This window comes from Primorskyibacter flagellatus, from assembly GCF_048268605.1.
Lineage (GTDB): Bacteria > Pseudomonadota > Alphaproteobacteria > Rhodobacterales > Rhodobacteraceae > Primorskyibacter > Primorskyibacter flagellatus.
Window position 1 is genome coordinate 187,479 of the sequence record NZ_JBLWVF010000001.1, and the last position, 16,806, is coordinate 204,284.

Below are 16,806 nucleotides of genomic sequence, written 5' to 3' on the forward strand. Positions count from 1 at the left end.
GCGGCATGGCTGCTTGTCGCGGGTAGGTCAGCACTGTAGACCGATCAAGATGCGGCATTGCCGCTAGGGAAATTGCCCGTTCTGACGCAAGGGGGACAGGAACTTGAAGATAGGAACGCCAAAGGAAGTGTTCGACGGCGAGAACCGGGTCGCGATGACTCCGGACTCGGCGCTTCAGCTGCAAAAGCTGGGGTATGATTGTGTAATTGAAACCGGGGCCGGACTGGCCGCAGGGTTTTCGGATGCGACCTATGAGGCCGCCGGAGTAAAGATCGCCGCGACCTCAGAGGAGTTGTGGCAAGAGGCCAACATCATCGCCAAGGTGCGGCCCCCCAGCGATGCAGAGGCCGAACGGCTGACTGCCGACAAAACCCTGATTTCGTTTTTCTATCCGGCCTCCAACAAGGAGCTGATGGATCTGTGCGCCTCCAAGGGTGCCAGCGTCATCGCGATGGACATGGTCCCGCGCATCAGCCGCGCCCAGAAGATGGATGCGCTGTCCTCCATGGCCAATATCGCGGGTTATCGCGCGGTGATCGAGGCAGGCAATAATTTCGGCCGCTTCTTCACCGGCCAGATCACGGCGGCGGGCAAGGTGCCCCCGGCCAAGGTTCTGGTTGTCGGTGCGGGTGTTGCCGGTCTGGCTGCCATCGGCACCTCGACTTCGCTGGGTGCGATCACTTATGCCTTCGACGTGCGCCCCGAAGTGGCCGAGCAGGTCGAATCGATGGGTGCCGAATTTGTCTACCTCGATTTCGAGGAAGAACAGCAGGACGGCGCGGCAACCGGTGGCTATGCTGCCGTATCCTCGCCCGAATTCGCAGCGGCCCAGCTTGCGAAGTTCCGCGAGCTTGCGCCCGACATCGACATTGTCATCACCACCGCCCTGATCCCCAACCGCGAAGCGCCAGAGCTTTGGACCGAGGATATGGTCAAGGCGATGAAGCCGGGATCTGTGATCGTGGACCTTGCCGCCGAACGCGGCGGCAACTGCAAACTGACCGTGCCGGACGAGAAGATCGTGACCGACAATGGCGTGACCATCATCGGCTACACCGATTTCCCCAGCCGGATGGCGACGCAATCCTCGACGCTTTATGCCACCAACATCCGTCACATGATGACCGACCTGACGCCTGAAAAGGACGGCAATCCGGTTCACAACATGGAGGATGACGTGATCCGCGGGGCAACCATCGCTCACGCATCCGAGGTGACCTTCCCGCCGCCACCGCCCAAGGTAAAGGCGATCGCGGCGCAGAAGAAAGACAAGCCCAAGGAACTGACGGCAGCAGAGAAGCGCGCCAACGAGGTCGCGGCCTTCAAGACACAGACCAAACAGCAGGTGACCCTGTTGGCGGTCGGTGGCGCCTTGGTGCTGGGTGTGGGGCTGATCGCGCCTGCCAGCTTCATGCAGCACTTCATCGTCTTTGTGCTGGCCGTGTTCGTCGGGTTCCAGGTGATCTGGGGGGTGGCGCACAGCCTGCACACGCCATTGATGGCCGTCACCAACGCCATCTCGTCGATCATCATTCTTGGCGCGCTGATGCAGATCGGTTCCGGGTCGTTCCTGGTGATCCTGCTGGCCGCGCTTTCGGTCTTCATGGCCGGTATCAACATTTTCGGCGGCTTCCTCGTGACACGGCGCATGCTCGCCATGTTCCAGAAGTCGTAAGGGGGCAGGGTTATGGAATTCGGATTTACAACAGCGGCCTATGTCGTCGCGGCTGTCCTTTTCATCCTCTCTCTGGGGGGGCTTTCAGGACAGGAAAGCGCAAAACGCGCTGTCTGGTACGGCATCGTCGGCATGGCGCTTGCTGTTTTTGCAACGCTGATCGGGCCGGGCTCGGGGTTGTGGCTATTGTCCCTGATCCTGATCGCGGCAGGCGGCACCATCGGCTGGATCATCGCCAAGCGCGTCGGAATGACCGAGATGCCGCAACTGGTGGCCGCGATGCACAGCCTTGTCGGTCTGGCGGCAGTCTTTGTGGGCTTCAACGCGCATTTCGAACTGGGTCGGGTGCTGGCCATGGACGAAACCGCGCGACTGGCTCTTGACGGCTTTGCGGCGCTGATCGCCAAGAAAGACGGCGTCGAGCAGGGCATCCTGCGGGTTGAGCTCTACCTTGGCATCCTGATCGGTGCGATCACCTTCACCGGGTCGATTGTGGCGTTCGGCAAACTGGCCGGCAAGGTCACCAGCGCGGCGAAGAAGCTGCCGGGTGGGCATCTGCTGAACATCGGGGCGGCGGTTCTGTCGCTGCTCTGCCTGATCTGGTACATGAATACGGGCGGTTTCTTCCCGCTGTTCTTGATGACCTTGGCGGCGCTGTTTGTCGGCTATCACCTGATCATGGGCATCGGCGGTGCCGACATGCCGGTGGTTGTCTCGATGCTGAACAGCTATTCCGGCTGGGCGGCGGCTGCGATCGGTTTCAGCCTTGGCAACGATCTTCTGATCGTGGTCGGCGCGCTGGTCGGCTCATCCGGTGCGATCCTGTCCTACATCATGTGCAAGGCGATGAACCGCTCTTTCGTTTCTGTCATCCTGGGCGGCTTTGGTGGCCCCGCGGGCGAGCAGATGGCGGTTGAGGGCGAGCAGATCGCGATTGACGCGGATGGCGTGGCCAACGCATTGGACGAGGCAGACAGCGTCATCATCATCCCGGGCTACGGGATGGCGGTCGCCCAGGCCCAGCAATCGGTGTCTGAACTGACCAAACGCCTGCGCGACAAGGGCAAGAACGTGCGTTTCGCCATTCACCCCGTTGCGGGCCGTCTGCCGGGTCATATGAACGTGCTGCTGGCCGAAGCCAAAGTGCCCTATGACATCGTGATGGAGATGGACGAGATCAACGACGACTTCCCCGATACGGACGTCGCCATCGTGATCGGGTCCAATGACATCGTGAACCCGGCCGCACAGGACGATCCCAACAGCCCCATCGCCGGCATGCCGGTGCTGGAATGCTGGAAGGCCAAGCAGGTCTTCGTGTCCAAACGCGGGCAGGGCACCGGCTATTCCGGCATCGAGAACCCGCTGTTCTTCAAGGACAACACGCGCATGTTCTACGGCGACGCCAAGGACAGCCTGAACGCGCTTCTCGCCAAGATTAGCTAAGCGCGCTCTTTCCAAACCTTCATCGTGAGGCCCCGCTTTGATCAGCGGGGCCTTATTGCGTTCTGGCGTTGCTTGCGACGCGGCTTTCGTTGCCGGAAACGCGCAATGATGTTAACCTTGGGTCACCGCCGTACAGTGCCTTTATAGCCCTGCTGCTGTCGTCCAGATTTTGGAGATCCACCGATGACCCGATATTTCCATGGTTTTTTATCTGCCGCCGGCGTGATGTTCGTGCTTGCCGGTGCGGCGCATGCGGAGGGCCATTCGGACGAAAGCGCCGATGATATTCAGCTGCTTGTCGAGGCGACAATCAAGGATGGGAAAGAGGAGGCGTTCCAGTCACTCATGGCCGATATGATCACCTCGACCCAGACCGAGGACGGAACGCTTCGCTACGAATTTCAACGCTCGGGTGATTTGGTGCATCTTCAGGATCGCTATGCTGACAATGCCGCAACTGTCGCCCATATGCAGACCTTTGGTCCAAATTTCGGCGCACGGTTTTCGGATGTGTTCACGTCCACGCGGCTGGTTGTCTACGGTCCCGCCAACGAAGCTGTGCGTGCCATCTTTGATCCGCTCGGCGCGGTCTACTTCGAACGCGTCGGTGGGTTTCGTCGCTGACGGCTTTGGTGTTCATGTGGGCACACTGGGCGGATCGGCGCGTTCCATGGCTGATATGATATTTTGGGGAAAACGATCATGCACAAGGTCAACGGCATCGGCGGAGTGTTCTTCCGGGCGAAAGATCCCGCAGCGCTGTCGCAATGGTATAGCCAGCATCTAGGCGTAGATCCGGTGACGGATGCGCCTTGGCGACAGCGCGAAGGCTATACGGTTTTTGCGCCGTTTCCGGCAGATACCGACTATTTCAGCCGCTCTGGCCAGCAGTGGATGCTGAATTACCGCGTCGATGATCTGGAGGGTATGATCGCGCAGCTGAAACGCGCAGGCATCGAAGTTGAGACCCGTGACGAATGGAACAGTCCCGAGGTCGGGCAATTTGCCCGCATCCACGACCCGGAGGGCAATCCGGTGGAGTTGTGGCAACCCGCCTGAGCGTTTGCGATGCTTTGGACCGCCTTGTGGAGCAGTCGCAAATCCGCGCCGCGTTGACTGATGCCGCTATCCCTTTGGAAAAGCGGTGGAATGCTGCGTTTCTGGGCCGCACAGGCGCTTTCGGTATACAGTTGTATTCCTGTAACTTGTGGAATTAATTGAATATTTCTGTTTACAGCGCCACGCGCTCTGCCTATGCGAGGGCAACTGACTTGATCTGGATCTGCTTCTCCGATGCCCATATCCGACCATGATTTGCGCTACCGTCTCGCCAATGAACTGCACGCCCGGCCGTTTCCGTTTTTGACCACGCCATGTCGTGCGGTGTTTCTGGCGGTCAAACGACCTGACGACGCCGCATCGCGGGACCGCGCCGCCGATCTGGCGCATCTGACGGATCTTCTGGATCGTCACGGTGCCGCGCATCCTCAGCCGGGGGCCACGCATTTCTCGGGTGAGATCGGCAAACACTCGATCAAATGGGAAAGTCATACGGAGTTCGTGACCTACACGGTGTTCCTGTCCGGGCTTGGGCAACGGCCATTCGATCCCACCGATTTTGACATCTTTCCCGACGACTGGTTGCAGGCGGCACCGGGGGTCCGGATGACCTCGGCGATGATCCAGGTGGAACGTCGCATTTCCGACGAAGATGTGGCGGCCAAGGTTAGTGACTGGTTTGTGCCGGAAAGCCTTGCCGTCAGTGACGTGCTGGACGGCGAGGTGGTTATCGCCGGCGATTTTCGCATCGACTCTGCGGGCCATTCCCGGTTCGCCGCCTTTGTGGGCGAACAGACCGGCGAGCGGCGGGTCGGGCGCGTGGTGCAGCGCCTGTGCGAGATCGAGACCTATAAGACGATGTCGATGCTGGGCTTCGCGCGGGTGCGCGAACTTGCGCCGCAAATGAGCGTGATCGACGCAGAACTTTCCGAGTTGATGGTTCAGATGACCTCTGGCGACGATCCCTCAGAGGCAACGCTGGGCGGGCTGCTGCGCGTCTCGGCAGAGCTGGAGTCCTTGTCGGCGCAATCGGCGTTCCGCTTTGGTGCCACCGGTGCCTATGAGGCGCTTGTCAGTCAGCGCGTCGAGGTGCTGCGCGAAGAGCGGTTCGGCGGCCGTCAGACTTTTGCCGAATTCATGATGCGCCGCTTCGATCCGGCCATGCGCACCGTCAAATCCAGCGAACGGCGGCTGGAGGCGATGGCCGACCGGGCGATCAGGGCGGGCGATCTGCTGCGCACGCGGGTCGAGGTCGAACGCTCTGCCCAGAACCAGAAGCTGCTGGAAAGCATGGACAAGCGTGCCGATATGCAATTGCGTCTGCAAGAGACAGTCGAGGGTCTGTCGGTCGTCGCGATCAGCTATTACGCCGTGTCGCTTGCAGGCTATCTGCTTTACCCGCTTGCAGAGCTTGTCGGGCTGAGCAAGGGGCTGCTTCAGGCGGCGGTCACTCTGCCGGTTGTTGTGCTGGTGTGGCTGGCAATCCGTCGGATACGCGCCCGGATGGAGTGACACCGCGCAGCGCGACATTGACCGCCAGCGCGCCGCCCGCAATCGACAGGATCGCGAGGATCGCGGCGAAGGACAGTGTGGGGACGCCCGACAGGCCTGCGCCCACGGTGCAGCCGCCTGCCAATACCCCGCCCACGCCCATCAGCGCCGCGCCCGTCAGGTAGCGGCCGGTCTGTGCGGCGCTTTCGAAACTTTGCCAGCGAAAGCTGCGGAAAACCAGCGAAGACGCCAATGCGCCCACCAGCACACCGCCCAGAAGGCCCACGCCGAACCCCGCAGGGATAGATGTCGAGGCGACCAGCCAGAACAGGCTGTCAGCAGAGGGCGAGGTAAAGGACAGGCTTTCCATCGCGATCGGGTCGAACTCGTCCAGCAGGATGAACCCGGTGCCCACCCAAGCGGCGGGTACAAGCAGACCCAGCAGCGCGGCCATCAACAGCGTCCCCGCGCCGTTGCCTGACCGCAAACCCACCGCCAGGGCTGCCAGACCGACAATAGCGGCCCAAAGCACTGCGCCGCCGGGCAGGGCCGCCAGGCTGACAGTTTCGCCCAGGGGCAGCGTCACTGCGCCAAGCGTCGTGCGGACAGGCGCCAGAACGCCTTTGAGCGTCGCATGGGCGACCACGCCAAACACCAGCAGGACCAGCAGGGCGCGCAGGTTGCCCGATCCGGTCAGCACCGTCAGCCGGGACACGCAGCCGCGCGTCAGGACCATGCCCGCGCCGAACATCGCACCGCCAGCGACGATGGCCAGCCATGGCAGGTCGGTGGCCATGAAACGATGTCCGTCAAAGTTGATCAATCCGTAGGCCACGGCGAGCTGCGTGCCGATCACGGCGACACCAAGCGCCGTCAGCCAGACACCAAGTGCAGCGCGACGGTCCTCGCCCACAAGCCCACGGCGAAAACAGAACTTCGTACGCTCGGCAAAGACGCCGAACAGCAGTCCGATGACCAGTGCCAGCACGACGCTGGCCTGTTTCGCGGTGGTTTCTTCAAAGCCGAATGATTCGAACATGGCGCGGCCCTTGTTTGGAAAACTGTCCGCATCTGGGCCAAATTTTTGCTGCAATCAAGCAAAAATTGGCCGTGTGGATGCGTGTGTTTGGAATGATGTTCTACATTGGCAGGCCGCGCGGTGTATTCGTCCGTGCCGAGCGAGCAGCACGAAACATGCGGACTGCAACGCTCGACTGTTGTGGGAAACTGGACCTTTCTGGCGTTGGCGCGCTTAACGCCCACGAATGCGCGGATCCAACGCATCGCGCAGCCCGTCGCCAAGGTAGTTCACGCTCAGCACCGTCAAGGAGATCGCCACGCCCGGCCAGATCACCCGCTCTGGATATTGCTGGAGGTAATCGACTGCGTCGAACAGCAACCGGCCCCAGGTGGGGAAGTCGGGCGGAAAGCCCAGCCCCAGAAAGGACAGCGCGCTTTCGGTGATGATCGCGTTGGCAATGCCCAATGTTGCGGACACCATGATCGGCGACATCACGTTGGGCAGTATGTGCCGGGTGATCATCTTGGTGTTGGTCGTCCCGATAGAGCGCGCGGCCAGCACGAATTCGCGTTCCTTCAGCGCCAGCACATCGCCGCGCACGATCCGGGCCGTGGGCATCCAGCTTGTGAGGCCAATGGCACCGACGATCAGGATGAAGATGCCGGTCTCGGGCCCGAAGGCCTCGTTGAGCGCGCCTCGGAACAGCATCACCATGACCAACAGCAGTGGCAGCAGCGGCAGGGCGAGGAAAAGATCCGTCAGTCGCATGAGCGGCCCGTCAAGTTTGCGGAAATACCCGGCGATGACCCCCACGAAGCTGCCCAGCACCAATGCCAGCGCCATCGCCGTGATGCCCACCGCGACAGAGGTTTGCCCACCCGCCATCATCCGCGCCATCGTGTCCCGGCCCAGTTGGTCGGTGCCGAACGGATGGGCGAGGCTCGGGCCCTGATTGCGGGCGCGTATGTCGATGTAGCTGGCGTCGATCGACCAGAAAAACGGGCCTAGGAAAACCGCCAGAACGATCAGCATAAAGATGATCCCGCCCAGCAAGGCACCTTTGTGGCGCTTGAACTGGTCCCAGACATCGCGCCAGTGGCTGCGCGGCGGTGTGACCGGGATCGGGTCGGGCAATGCCCCCGCCGGGGTTGCCCCGCCTGATCCGGGAATGACCTTGGAGGTGGGCTCAGTCATAGCGGATCCTGGGGTCAAGCACGCCGTAAAGCACGTCCGCGATCAGGTTGAACAACACGATGAGCACGGCAAAGATGAAGGTCAGGGTCTGCACCATCGGCAGGTCATTGGCCTGAATGGCGGTGATCAGCAACTGCCCGATCCCGTTCACCTTGAACACCTGTTCGGTGATGATCGCGCCGCCAAAGACCTGCGGCACGCCAAGCGCGATCACCGTGACCACCGGGATCATCGAGTTGCGCAGCACATGGACCAGCACGACGACCCGTTCGGACAGGCCCTTGGCGCGTGCCGTGCGCACATAGTCCTGATTGAGGTTGTCCAGCATGGAGGCGCGCATGAACCGGCTGATCTGCGCGGCATTGAACAGCGCCAGCACAAAGACCGGCATCACCATCTGGCGCAGTTGCGCGACGAAGCTTTCCCATGAATTTACGACAAGCGTGGTATCGTAGATCGACGGGAACCAGCCCAGATGGACCGAGAAGATCACGATCAGTAGAACGCCGGTAAAGAAGGTCGGCACCGAAAAGCCCAGCATCGACACGAATGTGCCGATCTGGTCGAAAATGGAATATTGCCGGTAGGCGGAAAGAATGCCGATGGGCAGGGCGATCAAGACACCGACGATATAGCTCAGCCCCACCACCCACAGCGTTTGCGGCATGCGTTGGACCACAATGTCCATGATGGGCGAACGGGTTTGCCAGCTGATCAGCCGCTGCTTGCCTTCCGCGAAGGTGGTGCCGAACAGATGGTCAATCAGGACCTGCGGTTCGACCCAGAAGAATTGTACGATCCATTTCACAAAGCGCACATGCAGCGGCTCGCCCAGTCCCAACGCCTCGCGCAGACGCTCTCGGACTTCGGGCGGGATTGTCAGGGGTTGCGCAGCCGTGGGGTCGCCCGGTGCAAGTTCCAGCAGAAGAAAAATCACAAGGCTGATGAGCAAAAGCGTCGGGATTGACAGGACCAGTCGTCGGATCGTGAAGGTCAGCATGCACGGCGCCTTTGCGGGTCAGTCTTGCTGTCGGAGTGACTGAATTTGCGCCACAGGGTTGGGGCGTTGCGGCGGGTCAGTCATGGGGCGGGTTTTGGCCCGCCCCAAGGCATGAGATCACTTGATACGGTGCCAATCCGCAGCGTTCCAGATCTCGGAGTCCCATGTATTGAGCCGCACGCCGCCAAGGTCATTGGCATGTGCGGACACGCGACCACGGTCAACCAGTGGAACGATGGTGAAGGTCTCTTTGGTCAGCATGTCGTTCAGCTTCTTGGCCAGCTCCGACCGTTTAGCGATTTCTGCCGTTCTGGACAGCTCGTCGATCAACGTATCGTATTCGGGATCGCAATAGCGGTTGATGTTTTGTCCCTGCCACTGGTTGTCCGGCTGGGGTTCCTTGTCACAGCGATAGTTGGCCAGAAAAGCTTGCGGGTCGGTGCCGTCGAAATTGTTGGCGTACATTTCAACGTCGGCATAGAATTTCTGGAATGTGTCCGGGCTGCCCGGATCACCACCGAAAAACACCGAAGCGTCGATGTTGCGCAGCTCTGTCTCGACACCCAGTTCGGACCACCACTGCTTGATCAGCGCCTGAAAGTCCTGACGTACGGCATTGGTCGAGGTCTGGAACAGGATCGACAGTTCGACACCGTCCTTGTCGCGGATGCCATCGCCATTGCTGTCCACCCAGCCAGCCTCATCCAGCATCGCCTTGGCACCCTCGATGTCCTGGGTGAGACATCCGGTGTTGTCGGATGCATAGATCTCGGGGCCGGGGACCAGGTTGCATGTGGGCCGGCCAGCCTGACCATAGCCGATCTCGACCAGCAAATCACGGTCGATGGCCATCGACAGCGCCTCGCGCACGGCCTGATCCGTCAGGAACGGGTGCGGTGCCTCGCGTGTGGCGCGCATATCCGGATCCAGGTCGGGCGAGGGGTCGGTCAAGTTCATTTCCAGCCGTTCCACCAACGTGCCGAAGGCGGATACCAGCTTGCCCTTGCCGCCGTCCGCCATATCGGCCAGCACGTCTGGCGACAGTTGCAGATTCCATGCATAGTCGAATTCGCCGGTTTCCAGAACCGCCCGGCCCGCGGCCATGGCGTCGCCGCCGCCTTTGAAGGTCAGCGTTGCAAAGGCCGGTTTTTCGGGATCGCGGTAGTGGGGATTGGCCTTCATCTGGATAACGTCATTTGGCCGAAAGTCGGTGACAACGAAAGGGCCGGTGCCAATGGGCGCAAAATTTGCCTCGGTGCATTCCGGGGCCTTGGCACCCATGCAGCTTTCAAATTGCGCCTTCTGAATGATCGGCGACTGGTTGCCCATGAAGGCGGTGTAGGGGTAGGGCTTGGGTTCTTCGAAATTTACCTTGACGGTCAGCTCGTCGAGCACCTCGATATCCTTGATGCCGTCGAACTTGGCAAATTGCGAACAACCGCCTTCGGGATGCATGCAATATTCTGCGCTAAAGAGCACGTCCGCCGATGTGACCGGCGTCCCGTCAGACCATAGCAGGCCTTCTTTCAGCTTCCATGTGATCGACATCAGATCTTCGCTGACCCCGCCGTTATCCACCGTGGGAACAGTTTCCGCGAGAAAGGGAACCAGTTGCCCCGTTGGATCAAAACGCGCCATCGGTTCACTGACCAGTGATGCCGATTCGATGTCCTTTGTGCCGTTCGACAGATAGGCATTCAGGATCGACGGTGCCTGCCAGTAAATGATCCCGACATGGCCATCCGCGCCACGCTCGGCCATGGCCATCGGCGCAAAAACGGTCGTTGCCGCGGCACCGATAAGGAAGGTTTTCAGTGTCATTTCATAGCTCCGAGTTGAACTTTTGGAGAGAATGCCGCGGTGCGGTTGTAAAAAGCAGGACGGGTCGCATTTGCCGTTTTTCCAATCGTTGCAATCGGTTTCGATCCCTCATCTACCTATCGAAACAGACTTTCGCAAAAAATCAAGACTTGGCTGCGGGGAATACCTGTCCGGATTTGACACAACATGTTCTCTGTCGCTAGCGTCGGGCTCTGCGAAACCCGGAGACGTGTCATGCTCGACCACGCTATTGCCCGCATCGAGAATCTGCGGGTTACGTTCGAGACCAAGGGCGGTACCGTGGTCGGGGTGGAGGATATGTCATTCGACATCAACCCCGGAGAGACCGTCTGCGTCGTGGGAGAGTCGGGATCCGGCAAATCTGTGTCTTCGCTGTCGTTGATGCGGCTGGTGGAATACGGTGGCGGAACCATTGCCGGCGGGCACCTGCTGTTTGATCCCAAGGACGGGGACAAAATCGATCTGGCGCACGCCGATCAGGACCAAATGCGCGCGATCCGTGGCAATGAAATCGGGATGATCTTTCAGGAACCGATGACGGCGCTGAACCCTGTCTTCACCGTCGAGCGGCAACTGACAGAAGGGCTGCGCCTGCACAAGGACATGACAAAAAGCGAGGCCGTGGCAGAGGCACTGGATCTGATGCGGCAGGTCCGAATTCCGGAACCGGAAAGACGGCTGAAGCAGTATCCGCATGAATTGTCCGGGGGCATGCGCCAGCGCGTTGTCATTGCCATGGCGCTGGCCTGCAAGCCGCGCCTGCTGATCGCGGACGAGCCGACAACCGCGCTGGATGTGACCATTCAGGCCGAGATCCTTGCCCTGATGGACCGTCTGAAGCGTGAAACCGGCACGGCGGTGATGTTCATCACTCACGATATGGCGGTGGTGGCGCAGATGGCCGACCGGGTCGTGGTCATGTTTCGCGGCAACAAGGTTGAGGAAGGCACTGTCGAGGAAATTTTCGAGAACCCGCAGCACGCCTATACCAAGGCGTTGCTGGCGGCGGTTCCAAAACTGGGCGAAATGCGCGGGACGGCCTGTCCTGAACCGATGCGCCTGTTGGGCGATGACCGCTTTGCCGCCAAGCCGATCCATGGAAGCAACGAGGTGTTGTTGAAAGTGCGCGGCCTGACCACGCGTTTCCCGGTCAAGGGCGGCTTCTTTCGCCGCACCATCGCCAATGTGCATGCGGTCGAGGATCTGTCTTTCGACCTCAATCGCGGCCAGACGCTTAGTCTGGTGGGCGAAAGCGGGTGCGGCAAATCCACCGCCGGACGGTCGATCCTGCGGCTTGTCGAACCGCTGTCCGGCGAGATCGAGATTGACGGCAAGGACATCGTGGCGCTGAATGCGGGTGATCTGCGCAAGGCGCGGCTGGACATGCAGATGGTGTTTCAGGACCCGTTCGCTAGCCTGAACCCGCAGATGACGCTTGCGGATCAGGTGGCCGAACCGATGCGCAACTACACAACGCATTCCGGGCGCGCGCGGCAAGAGCGGGTCGAGATGCTGTTTGACAGGGTTGAATTGCCGCGCAGCTTCCTGCGCCGCTATCCGCACGAACTGTCAGGCGGGCAGCGCCAGCGCATCGCCATTGCCCGCGCGCTGGCGCTGAACCCCAAGCTGATCGTCGCGGACGAGGCTGTCTCGGCGCTGGATGTGTCAGTGCAGGCGCAGGTGCTGAACCTGATGATGGAGTTGCAGGCCGATCTTGGGCTGTCCTACCTGTTCATCAGCCACGATATGGCCGTGGTCGAGCGTGTCAGCCACCATGTCGGCGTCATGTATCTGGGCCGGATTGTCGAAATAGGCCCTCGCGCTGCGGTCTTTGAAAACCCGCAGCATCCGTATACACAGGCCTTGATGAACGCGGTGCCGATCGCCGATCCACGCCGCCGCAAATCCGAGCATGAGTTGAATTTCAAACCGATCCCGTCTCCGATCCACCCTGTCGGCCATGAACCCGGACCGTCGATCTATGCCGATCTGGGCGGAGGTCACAAGGTGCTGACATCGGATAGCGGGTATTGAGAGGGCAAATGACTGATATACTGTCACCACGCGCGATCATGGACAAATTGGTGGGGTTTCCCACCGTCAGCCGGGACAGCAACCTCGACCTGATTGACTGGGTTGAAACCTATCTGACCGGGCAGGGCATCACCTGCCATCGCCACTATAACGAGGATGGCAACAAGGCCGCGCTGTTTGCCCATGTCGGCCCGGAGGTCGAGGGCGGTCTGGTTCTGTCGGGGCATACCGATGTCGTGCCGGTCGATGGTCAGCCCTGGACGTCCGACCCCTGGACCGTGACGGAACGCGACGGGCGTCTTTACGGGCGCGGCTGCACCGATATGAAGGGCTTTGATGCGCTGGCGATCTGGGCGGTGGTCGAGGCGCATCAGGGCGGTGTCGCGCGGCCCTTGCAACTGGCGCTCAGCTATGACGAGGAAATCGGCTGCACGGGCGCGCCGCCACTGATCGAGGCGATGGCGGCCAAGCTGCCAAAAGCCAGCGCCGCGCTGATCGGCGAGCCGTCAACGCTTCGGGCCGTCACCGGGCACAAGGGCAGTCAGGGGTTTCACACCCGCGTGGTCGGGTTCGAGGTGCACAGTTCGCTGATGCATACCGGCGTGAATGCGATCATGGAGGCGGCGAAACTGATCGTCTGGGCGAATGAACGCAATGCCGAGAACCGCGCGCGCACACCATCGACTTTGGGCGCGATGTTCGATCCACCATGGACCACCTGCCATGTCGGAGAGATCGAAGGCGGCACTGCGCATAACATCACCGCCAAGCACTGTTGGCTGGGGATGGATTTTCGGGTGGTCCCCGGCGAGTCTCTGACGGATTGGAAGGACGCCTACCTGGCCCGTGTTCGTGAGATAGAGGCGGACATGCAGGCGGTCCGTCCCGAAACCCATATCGAGATCACCAAACGCTACGAAGTCCCCGGCCTTCAGCCCGAACAGGATGGTGAGGCCGAGGCACTGGCGCGCGCGCTGACAGGCGACAATGGCAACCACGTCGTCAGCTACGGCACCGAGGCCGGGCATTTCCAGAATGCCGGTTACTCGGCGGTTGTCTGCGGGCCGGGTGACATCGCACAGGCCCACCAGCCCGACGAATATATCACCGTTGAACAGTTCGAGGCGGGCCATGATTTCATGCGCCGTCTGTTGTCCCGCCTGAAGGAGGCCTGAGATGCCGTCAAGAACAGCATTCGCGATATAGTTGAAGATCAGCGAATGGTGCAGGATTTTCTATGCGCATCCCGGCTTTACGCATGACGTTCGCCGCGCGGTATGGACCATCGCCGGTACGCTGCGAACCGTTCAGCTGAGACGCGGTTCGCCCCCGTGCCGGCGTTGTTGAGATCATCAACGGCAAGTCCGATGGCTCTGGCAAGGTCATCGTGATTTGCCTGTGCAGCGGTGTCGCGCCTCTGGCATGCCGCATCGTTCCGGAGTAACACCCGCTGAAAGCCGCAGGAGGGTCCCAGCTTGGTCGCCAATATCATCTGTATCAAATGGGGCACGCTGTTCGGGCCGGAATACGTCAACCGCCTGTATTCAGGCGTGCGGCGCAACCTGTCCCAGCCGGTGCGGTTCTTTTGCATGACAGAAGAAACCGACGGACTGCACCCGGATATAGAGGTGCTGCCTCTGCCCGTCGAACCCTATGCAGAGCCGATGGCGGCAGCCCTCGCCGTGGCCAACCGGCAGGGTGCGATGCGCAAGGTCTCGCTGTTTCGGCCAGGTCTTGTGCCAGATCTGGATGGCCCATTCCTTGGGTTCGATCTGGATGTGGTCATCACCGGCGATCTGACGCCGATCTGGCAGATGCCCGCCGACAAGATCGCGATGCGCCATGACTGGACGGAAAAGCGCAAGGGCCGCCCGACCGGGCATGGCTCTGTTTTTCGTTTCGACCCGGCGCGGCACGGCTATCTGTATAATGACCTTGCCGCCAACCCCTATGCAGAGGTTGAAAAGGCGCGCGGATCGGAGCAGCGCTACACCTCGCACAAGGCGATGGACAACAGTGATTTTGCATATATCCTTGGCGAGCTGGTGGTCAGCTTCAAATATGATTGTCTTGGCCTGCCGCCGATCAACTACCTGCGCGATCCCATTCTGCCACCCGAGGCGCGCGTCGTCTGCTTTCACGGACGTCCAAAAATGTCAGAGGCTGTCACGGGGTATAACGGGTCGTGGATTCGCCATTCGCGGCCCTGCGCTTGGCTGAAAGACCATTGGATTGACCGCGCCAAGGCTGATCTGGGCCGGGACTGGGCCTGATCCTTTCAGCTTGTCGGACCGGATAGTGCTTTCAGATCACTGCCCGAAGCGCGTCTACGCTGAGCCCACCGCATACCATACCTGACTGGTGCCATGCCTCGCGACTCGCAAGGCGGCGTGTTCAGCCGCCGGTATGGCTCATATGGCGTGACATCTGGCCGTCCAGCGCCTGTCTGGAATAGTCAAAGTCGTGCCCTTTGGGCTTGTGCGCGATGGCGTCGCGGATCGCGTCCCGCAAGGCGGCGTTGCTGTCGGGATGGTTGCGCAGGGCGGATCGGAGGTCGGCATTGTCTTCCTGCCCCAGACACATGAACAACTCGCCCGTGCAGGTCAGCCGGACCCGGTTGCAGCTTTCGCAGAAATTATGGCTGAGCGGCGTGATGAACCCAATCTTCTGCCCGGTCTCTTCCAGCCGCACATAGCGCGCAGGCCCACCGGTGCGCTCCGGCAGATCGGTCAGCGTATAATGCTGGCCAAGCGTCTCGCGCAGGTCGGACAGTGCCCAATATTGCCCCAGACGGTTCTCATTGCCGATGTCACCCATCGGCATGACCTCAATCCAGGTCATGTCCATGTCTCGCTCGGCGCACCATTCTGCCAGTGGCAGCAATTCGTCCTCGTTGAAGCCTTTCAGCGCGACGGTATTGATCTTCACCCGCATGCCGACCTTCTGTGCCGCATCTATGCCCCGCAGAACCTGCGGCAGACGCCCCCAGCGGGTGATCTCGGCGAATTTGCCTTCGTCCAGCGTGTCGAGAGAGATATTCACCCGCCGCACGCCCGCATCCCAAAGCGGTTGGGCAAACCGTTCCAGCTGCGATCCATTGGTCGTCAGCGTCAATTCGCGCAGCGCGCCGCTTTCCAGATGCCGGGACATATCATTGAAGAAGGTCATAATGCCCTTGCGCACAAGAGGTTCGCCCCCGGTGATGCGCAGCTTTTCAACGCCCAGACCGATGAAGGTCGAACACATCCGGTCCAGCTCTTCCATCGTCAGAAGCTCTTTCTTGGGCAGAAAGGTCATGTTCTCCGACATGCAATAGACGCAGCGGAAATCGCACCGGTCGGTGACCGAAACCCGAAGGTAGGTGATCGGGCGCAGGAATGGGTCTATCAATGGCGTGTTCATGCAATCAAGGTAACGTCGCGGAGGTCCGCCTGCAAGGGCTGCGCGGTCTGGACGCGGGGCGACGTTGGTCCTATCTTCACGGCCATGAAAACACTCACGCTTCCAGTTTCCCTGCTTTGTGTCGTGGCCCTTGCAGGCTGCGTCGATGGCCTTACGGGCACGCCCGGAACATCCCGCGCGCCTGACGATGTTGCGCAGCGACCACAAGCGCGGCCCGCGCCGAAACCGCCTGCAAATGCGCGCACGGCCGAAGCCTTCGATACGGTCAGCCTTGAAGACCGCGCAGAAGCCGCGAAAGTCCCGTCGGGCGGCGAAAGCCGGTTGGGGACCACCGTTGCGTCGCTGGGCGATCCTTCGCAAAGCGGTTTGTGGATGAAGACGCCGCTTGTGAAGACCGCGCGCAAGGGCCGGGTGGTGTTTCCGGGGTCCGGAAAATCGGCGCAGGTGGATCTGATCCCGTTGGACGCGGCACCCGGATCAGGCAGTCAGCTTTCCTTGTCAGCCATGCAACTGATCGGCGCGCCCTTGACTGACCTGCCGACACTGGAAGTCTACGGGTCCTGACGTTTTGGCGTCCGCAGTTGCGGGCGAACTTTTCTTCAAGACTTGCCTGCCTCAGCCGTCAAAGAAGGCTGGATAGGC

The 16,806-nt window shown here is 60.8% G+C and carries 14 protein-coding genes; 9 read left to right on the top strand and 5 right to left on the bottom strand.

From position 1 onward, the window contains the following. Positions 1-103: 103 nt before the first annotated feature. The 5 genes from ACN0WV_RS00920 (at position 104) to ACN0WV_RS00940 (ending at position 5,692) form a co-directional block, all read left to right on the top strand. Complete coding sequence (locus ACN0WV_RS00920; protein WP_417603070.1) at positions 104-1,675, top strand: Re/Si-specific NAD(P)(+) transhydrogenase subunit alpha; 1,572 nt, start codon at positions 104-106, stop codon at positions 1,673-1,675. Between the two features lie 12 nt (positions 1,676-1,687). Beyond that, the gene (locus ACN0WV_RS00925; RefSeq protein ID WP_084352444.1) at positions 1,688-3,121 is read left to right on the top strand and encodes an NAD(P)(+) transhydrogenase (Re/Si-specific) subunit beta; all 1,434 of its coding nucleotides are present in this window, start codon (positions 1,688-1,690) and stop codon (positions 3,119-3,121) included. A 183-nt stretch (positions 3,122-3,304) separates the two neighbouring features. Beyond that, positions 3,305-3,745, top strand: a complete 441-nt coding sequence (locus tag ACN0WV_RS00930) for a putative quinol monooxygenase (protein WP_417603072.1) — start codon at positions 3,305-3,307, stop codon at positions 3,743-3,745. 78 nt (positions 3,746-3,823) lie between these two features. Further along, positions 3,824-4,180, top strand: a complete 357-nt coding sequence (locus tag ACN0WV_RS00935; protein WP_417603074.1) for a VOC family protein — start codon at positions 3,824-3,826, stop codon at positions 4,178-4,180. Positions 4,181-4,414: 234 nt separating this feature from the next. Next, on the top strand, positions 4,415-5,692 hold the full coding sequence (locus tag ACN0WV_RS00940) for a DUF3422 family protein (RefSeq protein WP_417603076.1): 1,278 nt from the start codon (positions 4,415-4,417) through the stop codon (positions 5,690-5,692). On the opposite strand, the gene ACN0WV_RS00945 is transcribed toward ACN0WV_RS00940, so the two are convergent. From ACN0WV_RS00945 to ACN0WV_RS00960, 4 genes are all read right to left on the bottom strand, one after another. Continuing rightward, positions 5,628-6,710, bottom strand: a complete 1,083-nt coding sequence (locus tag ACN0WV_RS00945) for a YeeE/YedE family protein (RefSeq protein ID WP_417603078.1) — start codon at positions 6,708-6,710, stop codon at positions 5,628-5,630. The genes ACN0WV_RS00940 and ACN0WV_RS00945 overlap by 65 nt on opposite strands. A 213-nt stretch (positions 6,711-6,923) precedes the next feature. Further along, positions 6,924-7,886: an ABC transporter permease gene (locus ACN0WV_RS00950; protein ID WP_417603080.1), complete on the bottom strand. Its 963-nt coding sequence runs from the start codon at positions 7,884-7,886 to the stop codon at positions 6,924-6,926. Further along, complete coding sequence (locus ACN0WV_RS00955) at positions 7,879-8,886, bottom strand: ABC transporter permease (RefSeq protein WP_417603082.1); 1,008 nt, start codon at positions 8,884-8,886, stop codon at positions 7,879-7,881. The genes ACN0WV_RS00950 and ACN0WV_RS00955 overlap by 8 nt, the downstream gene beginning before the upstream one ends. A 117-nt stretch (positions 8,887-9,003) precedes the next feature. After that, positions 9,004-10,707: a peptide ABC transporter substrate-binding protein gene (locus ACN0WV_RS00960; RefSeq protein ID WP_417603084.1), complete on the bottom strand. Its 1,704-nt coding sequence runs from the start codon at positions 10,705-10,707 to the stop codon at positions 9,004-9,006. A 234-nt stretch (positions 10,708-10,941) separates the two neighbouring features. Here ACN0WV_RS00960 and ACN0WV_RS00965 point away from each other — a divergent pair, with 234 nt between their 5' ends. The 3 genes from ACN0WV_RS00965 (at position 10,942) to ACN0WV_RS00975 (ending at position 15,035) form a co-directional block, all read left to right on the top strand. After that, positions 10,942-12,762, top strand: coding sequence for an ABC transporter ATP-binding protein (locus tag ACN0WV_RS00965; protein WP_417603086.1), 1,821 nt, complete (start codon positions 10,942-10,944; stop codon positions 12,760-12,762). 8 nt (positions 12,763-12,770) lie between these two features. Continuing rightward, positions 12,771-13,937, top strand: a complete 1,167-nt coding sequence (gene argE / locus ACN0WV_RS00970) for an acetylornithine deacetylase (RefSeq protein ID WP_417603088.1) — start codon at positions 12,771-12,773, stop codon at positions 13,935-13,937. A gap of 300 nt (positions 13,938-14,237) precedes the next feature. Then, the gene (locus ACN0WV_RS00975; RefSeq protein WP_417603090.1) at positions 14,238-15,035 is read left to right on the top strand and encodes a glycosyl transferase; all 798 of its coding nucleotides are present in this window, start codon (positions 14,238-14,240) and stop codon (positions 15,033-15,035) included. 121 nt (positions 15,036-15,156) lie between these two features. Here the strand turns inward: ACN0WV_RS00975 and moaA are convergent, their stop codons facing one another. Beyond that, positions 15,157-16,164, bottom strand: coding sequence for a GTP 3',8-cyclase MoaA (gene moaA / locus ACN0WV_RS00980; RefSeq protein ID WP_116597258.1), 1,008 nt, complete (start codon positions 16,162-16,164; stop codon positions 15,157-15,159). Between the two features lie 84 nt (positions 16,165-16,248). Here moaA and ACN0WV_RS00985 point away from each other — a divergent pair, with 84 nt between their 5' ends. Further along, positions 16,249-16,728, top strand: a complete 480-nt coding sequence (locus ACN0WV_RS00985; RefSeq protein ID WP_084352418.1) for a hypothetical protein — start codon at positions 16,249-16,251, stop codon at positions 16,726-16,728. The last annotated feature ends 78 nt before the right edge of the window (positions 16,729-16,806 follow it).